This window comes from Terriglobia bacterium, assembly GCA_020073185.1.
Classification (GTDB): Bacteria; Acidobacteriota; Terriglobia; order Terriglobales; family Acidobacteriaceae; genus JAIQGF01.
In genome coordinates this window covers 1-8,553 of the sequence record JAIQFT010000094.1, presented here as the reverse complement: position 1 = coordinate 8,553, position 8,553 = coordinate 1, and the positions used below count along the sequence as shown (strand labels likewise).

Sequence of the window (8,553 nt, the reverse complement as noted above, 5' to 3'; positions counted from 1 at the left end):
CCGCAGTGCCAAAGCACGACTTGCGGAAGCCCTGGAACAGGCCGCTGCGGAAGCGATCTCGTCGATTACTGCCGACAACGCTGTCGCTTGGTTCCGCCACTGCGGCTACAGGGTACAGCAACCATGAATCCGCTCTAATTGCATTTCCGCGGCTTCCCACGCGGGAAACGGCCGCCGGCGAACAACGCGCAGCCACGCTGGTCCAGCCCCTCGAAAAAAGAAAATGGCGAGCCCTTACTGCGGGTGTACGAGTCCGGGGAGAACCTCTGGTTCGTTCACGACGATTACCAATTCCTGGTGCATCGCAGCGGCCGCGAGGGTTGGGCGCGCTGGCCGAAGCGATTGCCGTTTGAGGAGATGATCCCGTGGGTGCGCGGTCCGCTGCTGGGCTATGTGCTGCGTCTGCAGGGCGCCTGCTCGCTGCATGCCAGCGCCGTCGCGCGCGGTGGGCAGGCCCTGGCATTTGTGGGCGAAGTTGGCGCCGGCAAATCCGCCATGGCGGCTGCGCTCGCTCGCCGCGGTTTTGCCGCCGTCAGCGACGATGTCCTGCGCGTGGAGGCCGGTTCCGGCGGCGCGGTCGTTTACCCCGGATATCCAAATATCTGTCTCTGGCCGGAATCGGTCGCCATGTTGTGCGGCTCCGACGACGCTCTGCCGCGCATCATCCCGGGCTGGAACAAGCGCTTCCTGGATGTCAGCGGCGATGGCCACACCTTTGCCGGCGGGCCGCTGCCGCTGGGCGCGATCTACGTGCTCGCGAATCGAGTCAATGACAAGTCGGCGCCACGCATCGAAAAACTCGCCGGCGATCAGCGCTTGCTCCTGCTGGCCTCGAACGCATACGCCTCGTGGCTGGCGGACGCTGCGGCGCGCGCCCGAGACTTCAAGACGTTCGCTGCCCTGGCGGCCAATGTCCCGATCCGCCGAATTGTTCCTCATGCCAATGCCAGCCAACTTCCCGCGTTGCTCGACATGATCGAACGCGACTTCGATACACTCGTACGCTGAGCCCATCGCGCATGTCATCGTTTGAGAGGAATTCCCCATCGCAGATGAACGCCTGCGCCGCCGCGCGGGTTGGGGTGGAGCCCGTGGCATGCGTGGTGTTGGCGGAGAACCACGATGCGGCGTACTACGCCTGGCGCGATGCCGGCATGCGGCGCCGCACGCTGCTGCACATCGACGCGCATGCCGACATGTTGCAACTGGAAGCCAAAGGCGACATCACCATTGCCAATTTCATTTCGGCCGCGCTGCGGGACGACATCGTTTCTGCGGTGACCTGGGTTGTTCCCGATCCCTCCTGGGATGGGCGCGAGCCTCTCCTGCAGTGCGCTGCGGAGCTGGCCCGAGGCTACCAGGGCGACTCCGGGCCGGTGCGCGCCACGGAGAATGCAATCACCACCACGCTGCGGGAGAAGCCGCTGACCATCGTTCCGCTGGCGCGCTTGCCGGCGATCGAGGAGCCGGTGTTACTGGACATAGACATTGACTTCATGGTGATTCCGCGCGTCCTTGCCGCGGAGCAAGACCGGCACGCGGACCTGCCATGGTGCTGGCCCGAAGACCTTCTGGCGCGGCTGGCGGCGTGCCGCGTGCGTTCCGACCTGGTGACCGTGGTCCATTCCGTCGAGGGCGGGTACACACCGTTGCCGTGGAAGTATCTCGGCGAGGAGCTGCTGCGGCGGCTGAAAGATCCCAACGCGCCGGAAATCAGGGCCATGCGGCTGATCCGCGAAGGAGCAGAGGCAGAAACTCGGGGCGATCCGGCACTCGCGAAGTCGCGATTCACCGAAGCGGCACAGCGCCTGCCGAAGTCAGCGGCACCGCTTTACCGGTTGGCGCGTCTTGCCGGTCAAGGCGAAGAGGCGCAAGCGCTCTATCGGAACGCCTGCCGCTTGGATCCGTCGTATCGCACACCCTTCAGCAGCGCGGGCTTCGTACACCTGGAGAGCCGCGATTGGCAAGCAGCGGAGCGCGAATTTCGAGCGGCGCTGCAACTCGATGCGGAAGACCCGTACGCCACCCTCGGTCTGGCGTCGGTGGCGGCGCAGCAGGAGAACTGGGAGGAGGCGAAAGGCTTGGTGGAAAGTTCTCTCGCCGCCGATCCCAACCTGCTCGATGCGCAACGCCTGCACGGACGCATCCTGGCGCGACTGCAGCGCAACGATGAAGCGCTTGCCGCTTACGAGCGTTCGCTCAAGCTGGCGCTCGCCGGGCAGAAGTCCATTGCCGCCACTATCTACACCCGCACCGCGCAGCCACGCCTGTTCGATCCGCAGTATTCACAAACCATGGGCGAGGCGGCGCAGCTGTACGAGGTGCGCGGCGACCTGGCGCGCGCAGTGCAGTTCTACCGGATGTGCGCCGCCGGCGGCGAAGCGCGAGTGAAGATTCGGCTGCGGCTGGCGCGCGTCTATGCGCGGCAAGCACGGTGGGGAAAACTGCTCGTGCAGCTTGGCTCGGCCGTACGCGCGGCATCCAAGAACATCTTGCAACGTCTGCGACGCGCGGAGCGCGGCTCAAGAGCCTGATTGCCGAACCCAACGCTTCGGTCGCGCCGAACCTTCGCGCCGCGGCCTTCAATACATGGACAGCGTGCCGCGCAGGCGCGCGTTGCGCAGCACCGCGGAGAACATCCAAATGCTCAGCGGCAACAGCAGCGCAGTGACCGCAAGCAGAAGCATGACCGGGCGCGCCACCTCAGGCAGAGTCGCCTTCACCAGCAACACCTCGCGGGTGACGTTGACGACGTACGTCATCGGCAGCAGCTTCGCCATGGTGCGCAGCACCGCGGGCAACGCGCTCACCGGAAACATGCTTCCGGAGAGCAGCCACACCGCAGTGGCAAACAGCCAGATCGCGGCGCTGCCCCTCTGAAAATACAACTGGATGGAAGCGGCAACCAGGCCAAGGCTGACCGTCATCACCGCGATGACCAGCAGCACGATGGCGAACGCCCCGGGGTGCGGGCTGTGCAGCGGCGCGTGAAACAGCGCGCAACCGAATGCGAGATACACGGCGAACATCAGAATGCGGTCGAGGGTCAGCACCGCGGCCGACAGCAGCATCACGGTCAGCGGGCGAGTCGCGGTGGCCATCATCATTTCCATCGTCCCCGAGAGCTGCGCGTCGCGCACGCTGGTGACAAAAGCGTTCATGGACAGGACCGTCAACTGGGTAATGCCGGTGCCGACCAGCAAGAACGGAAAGTAGTCGAAGCCATCCGGGCGGAAGCGATCGCCAATGGCGCGTGCCAGGAAGTACGCGCCCGCAAGTTCGGTTACCAGTGTGAGGGGGAAAGTGACGAGCGTGCCGCGGTAGCGCGACGCGATGAGCAGGTCGCGGCGCACGAAGGCGAGAAATTTCTCAAGCAGTAGCGGCACCCTGAACCTTCCATGGCATGGCGGAACCTGCGTCGGATGCTTGCGCGTCCTGGTGATAGTAACGGCGCAGCTCCTCGACGCTGGTGTCGGACCCAATCTGGCGCCAGGCAGCGAGTTCGCCCCGCCGCAGCACCGCGACGCGATGGCCCACTGCAACCGCCTCTTCGAATCTATGCGTCGCCAGGACGATAGTGGTACCGGCGTCGGCGCTCCGCTTCACCCACCTCCAGAAGGCGGCGGCGGTATCCGGATCGAGGCTATTGGAGGGTTCGTCCAGCAGCAGCAGCGCGGGGTTCTTGAGTAACGCGCGCGAAATACCCAGGCGCTGGTACATGCCGGCGGAAAAGCTCTGCACGAGGCGATGGGCCATCGAGATCAGGCCGGTGGTCTCCAAGGCCTCGCTGACGCGGCGCGCGCGCGCCGAGGCGGGGACTTCGTCGAGCGTGGCGTAGAAGTCAAGGTTCTCGCGCGCGGTCAGCCGCGGGAAAAACGAGCGCTGGCTGGTAACCGCCAGCGCCACTTTTCGAACCACCTGCTCGGGGTGGCGGACGGCGTCGGCGCCATCCACCTGAACGCGGCCGGAGTCGGGCAGAAGCATGGTGCCAATCAGCTTCAGCAACGTCGATTTGCCGCTGCCGTTGGGACCAAGCAGCACAAGCACTTCGCCGCGAGCGGCCGTCAGCGAGACCTGCCGTACCGCCTGGATCGCTGCCTGTGCGCGGCGGAAGTCGAACAGGCCGAGGCGCGGGAGAAACGATTTGCTGACCGAATCTAAGACAAGAATACTCATGCACTGGCCGCGCTGAGCTTAGGAAGCGGATCTCCTCAGCGGCATGTAGCCTGCAACCGCGTTTGCTCCAGCCACGATGCGGCCGTCGCTGATCACCCAGGCATGCGCGTGGAGCGGCCGCTCACCGCCGAGCTGCACACCGACATGGACTTGGGCGGCGTATCCCGCGTTGATCAACATCCGGCGGGCAACGATCGCCTGTGACAGACAAGTAGCGCCCGGAATGAGTGCGGCGGCCTTCTGCACCGACCAGCAGATATCGTCTCGCGACGGGGCGCCCGGCGCGGGTGCGCTCCGTTCGGCAGCATTGCCAGACCACATGCGCGTCATCGAGGAAGCGGGCAGGACGCGCACCGCAAGCGATGCGCCCAGCAGACGCGCCCAGCTCTCCAGCAGAAGACGGCGGCGCGCGGCGGAGAGCTTCGCCAGCTTACTGAGCAGCTTCACGGCGCACCTCCACCAGTCCCGCTTGCGTCAGACGCTGCAGCACGGCTTCCACGTCGCGTTGGCAGGTGGCGCAGTCCACGTCGTACTCGGCAACAATGGCGTCGCAGAGATCGTCGATCCGCCGCGGCTGCTGCAACAACCTCCAGAGGGTAGTACCGACTTCGTTTAATCCGTAATAGAGGCCACTATCGAGATGAAGAATGACGGTGTCGGCATCGAGTTCGCAGGAAAGGTGCCCCGAAGTCGCGACTAGATAGGTGTCGGGAGAAAGCGTCATCATGTGCACGTCTGCTGACGTTTTTGAATGTATCACGATACGCGCGGCGGATTCCCGTGACGGCCTCCCTGGGTTGCGTGCTGGGAACCCGCGCTAGCTGGGACGACCTGCTTGTGCAGCGGCGCCGGCGGTATCTCTCGCCAGGAATGCCCGCCAGATTAGACCGAAGCCGAACAACTCGATGAACCCTACCGTGATGGCCGCGATCATGGAACCGAAAACGAACCGCGTGCGCTGCGAATCGGCCTGCAACAACGACCCATACCAGTCGGCGCCGTTTACCAGCCCCAGTACGACTGCCGTGGCAACCATGGCCGAGAGAATTGCCCACTTGATCGCCGGCGAGAATTGCGGGTGAGGCGCCACATCATCCTGCGGAGCGTGCCTGTACCAGCGCGCGAAACTGAGCGCCACCGCAAGCAGCCCCAGCGCCGTTCCACTGTTCTGCAGCAGGAGATGAAATGGAACTCGCCGGTGTGGAAAAACGATAACCGCGGAACGTAATGTCGGCCAGTGGATGACCGCCCAGCCATCGGGGTGGGTGAATGCGTCCCAGAACAGGTGTGTTGCTATCCCGATTGCCAGCGATACCATAACCAACAGCAACCGCGACGGCGGCCACCACCGGAATCGCCGCGCCGGACCGACCATCCGCGCCTGCATGCCGCGCGGCAACAGCGAAATCACCGGCCACTTCACCAGCTCGTGAAAGATGATCAGCACCGCCAGGGCAAGCGGAAACGTGAAGGTAATTACACCCGGGAAGGAGTGGGACACGGACCGGACCAGCGCGAAGAAGTATTCAAAATCCGGCGCCATGCTGCCGACCACGAGAGCCGAGAAAACCAGTCGCCAGCGGCGCAGCGGCAGCACCGCCGCAGGATGCGAAAAAGTAAGAGGCACGAAAGAATTGTACCCCGAAACCCCGGGTACGGCGACGCGCCTATGGTGCACGAACTACCGGGTCACGGCCGCTCGAAGCGATGTTTTATGCTTCGGCGAAAGTCAATTTCTTGCGCGATGCCGGGCACCAATACGAGGCAGCCGAGCAGGACAATCGCCAGACCGGCCTGCCAATCTTGCGGAAATGTGTACTTATCATCCACTGCCCCCTAAACAAGCATCCCAGCAGCGACAGGCGGCGCATCTTGGCGTTCACCTTTGCAGCGTTCGTTTGGCAGTCTAAGAATGCGCAGTCTGGCTATGTGCGGTAGGGCTCCGGTCGCGTTTAGTTGTGGGGGGACTCGACGAAAACGCGGCTCGGAGCCCCTTCATTCTCAGGGCGAGAATGCTTGCGCATAGTGTACCTCGCGGGGAAGCCAGGAAGTAGCAAATGAAGAAATAAAATCCTGCGTGCGCTTCCGGCCTACCGCCTCCAGCCATCAACCATTGACCTATCAAGATCGACCGGGAAAAGCAGGAGGGTACCCCGAGCTACATGCCGTCGTAATTCGGCCCGCCGCCGCCCTCGGGTGGAACCCAGGTGATGATCTCGTAGGGATCCATGATGTCGCAGGTCTTGCAGTGCACGCAGTTCGACGGGTTGAGGTGGATCTGCTTGCCGTTGGGGAGGTCGCTGGCATCCACCATCTCGTAAACGTTGGCCGGGCAGAAGTGCTGGCAGGGGTTACCGAACTCGGTGACGCAACGGGTATTGCAGAGGTTGGTGTCGTGAATCACCAGGTGAGCGGGTTGGTCTTCCTCGTGCTTGGTACCGGAGTGATAGAGGTCGGTAAGCTTGTCGAAAGTCAGTTTGCCGTCGCCCTTGGCATTGCCGAGCAGGCCGGCTTCGGCGCCGCCGTCGTTCGGCAGGGTAGCCAGTTTTTTCAGACGGCGATGCCCGGCTTCGCACCCGTATTTTTCGTGCAGGCCGCGTCCGCCGCTGACCTGCTGGATGGCGGCGTGGACCATGCCGTGCCAGAAGCCGTGCTCGAAGCCTTGATGGAAATTGCGCACCGGCCAGAGCTCCTGCTTGATCCAGCTTTTTTCCACCCGGCTGGCGTAGAGATTGAGCGTGTTCTTGCTGAAGTTGTTGGTGGACATTGCGTCCATCACGGTTTCCGCCGCCAGCATGCCACTCTTGATCGCCAGGTGAACGCCCTTCAACCGCTGTGAGTTCAGGAAGCCGGCGGAGTCGCCGAGGATCATCCAGCCATCGCCGGCAACCGGCGGAATCGCCCACCATCCGCCGTAGGGCAGCGACTTAGCGCCGTAGCGCACCATGCGTCCGCCCTCGAGCAGCCTGGCACTAAACGGATGCTTCTTGAATTCCTGCAGCACGCGCTGCGGGTCGAGGCGCGGGTCGGGATAGTCAAGGCCCGTGACGAAGCCGAGCGATACGACGTTGTCCTTGCCGCCGTAGATCCAGGCGCCGCCATACTCGCGCGAGGTCAGCGGCCAACCCATCGTGTAGATGACCTCGCCTGGCGCGATCCGCCCCGCGGGCACTTCCCACAGTTCTTTCACCCCGACCCCGTAGGTCTGCGGATTGCCGTCCTTGTCGAGTTGGAACCGGGCGATGAGCTGCTTGGTAAGGGAGCCGCGCGTGCCCTCGGCAAGAATGACGACTTTCGCCTTCAGGTCGTATCCGGGCTCGAAGTTCCCTTTCTGCTGACCGGTCTTGTCCACGCCCTTGTCATCGGTTCGAACGCCGACAACATGATCGCCTTCGATCAGCAACTCCGAGCCGGCAAACCCGGTGAAAATGGTGATGCCGGTGGCCTCGACTTTTTCGCCCATCCACTTGGCGAAGCGGTTGAGCGAGATCACGTAGTTACCGTGGTCGCGCATTGGCGGCGGGGTGATCGGGAACTTGAATTTGCCGGTCTTGGTCAGGAAGTAAACCGCTTCTTTCGTGACCGGCGCGTCCAGCGGAGCTTCTTTTTCGAAGTCGGGAAGCAGTTCGCGCATGGAGCGCGGATCGAGCAGCGCGCCGGAGAGACAATGCTGCCCGATCTCACGCGCCTTCTCGAGAACGTAGATGTTCTCCTTGCTGAGCTGCGCATCCGGATGTTTCGCATTGTGTTCGTCAATGAGTTGAGAGAGCCGGAGGGCACAGGCCAAGCCGGCGGGCCCTCCGCCGACGATGACGACATCGGCCTCCATTTGGGGGCGCTCGATGCCTTCGAGAGGATTGCGGAACGTGATCATCTTGTGAAGCTGCTCAGACCGATGATGGAGTGGCGCCTAAATTTTGTGCGAAGTTTTTCATCCGCAGTTACGAAAGCGCAACTCGCCTGCTCCGCCAAAGCAATGTAGAAACAGTCATAGATCGGATGATGCTCCCTGATTGCGATGTTCATGGCTGCACCGGCCAGCGCTGCAGATGGATGAAGAAGCACTCCCAGCGCAAGGAAATCGGTGAATGCCTCGCGGGCCTCACGAGCTGTGATCTGCCTCCGGATTTCGCAGCGTTTCCACAGTGCATTGCCGACCTCAGCCACAATGAGATCGGGGGCGATGAGTGACGAAGATCCGTCGCGATGACTCGCAATTAATGCATCGGCTGGAGCGCTGTCGGTTTCCGCAAGTAAGGACTTCAGCACCGCGCTGGCGTCGATCACGTACCGCAATCTTCACCTGTCCCGATCTTCGCGGACTAGATCAACAGAGTCGTCGAGCAGGCCAACGCGCTTGCGGATGCGTTCGCGGCG

At 63.1% G+C, this 8,553-nt stretch carries 9 protein-coding genes; 2 read left to right on the top strand and 7 right to left on the bottom strand.

Annotated features, from left to right (window positions below):
* The first annotated feature begins 138 nt into the window (after positions 1-138).
* Together LAN64_19930 and LAN64_19925 are read left to right on the top strand one after the other, a co-directional pair.
* Complete coding sequence (locus LAN64_19930) at positions 139-1,008, top strand: hypothetical protein (protein MBZ5570096.1); 870 nt, start codon at positions 139-141, stop codon at positions 1,006-1,008.
* Positions 1,009-1,019: 11 nt separating this feature from the next.
* A complete protein-coding gene (locus LAN64_19925; protein ID MBZ5570095.1) occupies positions 1,020-2,534 on the top strand; it encodes a tetratricopeptide repeat protein in 1,515 nt (504 codons plus the stop codon).
* 48 nt (positions 2,535-2,582) lie between these two features.
* Here LAN64_19925 and LAN64_19920 read toward each other — a convergent pair whose 3' ends face one another.
* The 7 genes from LAN64_19920 to LAN64_19890 form a co-directional block, all read right to left on the bottom strand.
* Complete coding sequence (locus LAN64_19920) at positions 2,583-3,386, bottom strand: ABC transporter permease (GenBank protein MBZ5570094.1); 804 nt, start codon at positions 3,384-3,386, stop codon at positions 2,583-2,585.
* Positions 3,370-4,176, bottom strand: coding sequence for an ABC transporter ATP-binding protein (locus LAN64_19915; protein ID MBZ5570093.1), 807 nt, complete (start codon positions 4,174-4,176; stop codon positions 3,370-3,372). The genes LAN64_19920 and LAN64_19915 overlap by 17 nt, the downstream gene beginning before the upstream one ends.
* Before the next feature lie 18 nt (positions 4,177-4,194).
* Positions 4,195-4,623, bottom strand: coding sequence for a lasso peptide biosynthesis B2 protein (locus tag LAN64_19910; protein MBZ5570092.1), 429 nt, complete (start codon positions 4,621-4,623; stop codon positions 4,195-4,197).
* Positions 4,607-4,903, bottom strand: a complete 297-nt coding sequence (locus LAN64_19905; GenBank protein ID MBZ5570091.1) for a PqqD family protein — start codon at positions 4,901-4,903, stop codon at positions 4,607-4,609. The genes LAN64_19910 and LAN64_19905 overlap by 17 nt, the downstream gene beginning before the upstream one ends.
* Before the next feature lie 90 nt (positions 4,904-4,993).
* Positions 4,994-5,803 carry a DUF4184 family protein gene (locus tag LAN64_19900; GenBank protein ID MBZ5570090.1) on the bottom strand — a complete coding sequence of 270 codons (810 nt, stop codon included), beginning with the start codon at positions 5,801-5,803 and terminating at the stop codon, positions 4,994-4,996.
* A gap of 531 nt (positions 5,804-6,334) precedes the next feature.
* Positions 6,335-8,050, bottom strand: coding sequence for an electron transfer flavoprotein-ubiquinone oxidoreductase (locus tag LAN64_19895; GenBank protein ID MBZ5570089.1), 1,716 nt, complete (start codon positions 8,048-8,050; stop codon positions 6,335-6,337).
* Positions 8,047-8,463: a type II toxin-antitoxin system VapC family toxin gene (locus tag LAN64_19890; protein ID MBZ5570088.1), complete on the bottom strand. Its 417-nt coding sequence runs from the start codon at positions 8,461-8,463 to the stop codon at positions 8,047-8,049. The genes LAN64_19895 and LAN64_19890 overlap by 4 nt, the downstream gene beginning before the upstream one ends.
* Positions 8,464-8,553: the final 90 nt, after the last annotated feature.

Excerpts from the sequence above, each read along its gene's own strand:
- LAN64_19925 (MBZ5570095.1), top strand. The coding sequence starts at position 1,020 with ATGTCATCGTTTGAGAGGAATTCCCCATCGCAGATGAACGCCTGCGCC.
- LAN64_19905 (MBZ5570091.1), bottom strand. The coding sequence starts at position 4,903 with ATGATGACGCTTTCTCCCGACACCTATCTAGTCGCGACTTCGGGGCAC.
- LAN64_19915 (MBZ5570093.1), bottom strand. The coding sequence starts at position 4,176 with ATGAGTATTCTTGTCTTAGATTCGGTCAGCAAATCGTTTCTCCCGCGC.
- LAN64_19895 (MBZ5570089.1), bottom strand. The coding sequence starts at position 8,050 with ATGATCACGTTCCGCAATCCTCTCGAAGGCATCGAGCGCCCCCAAATG.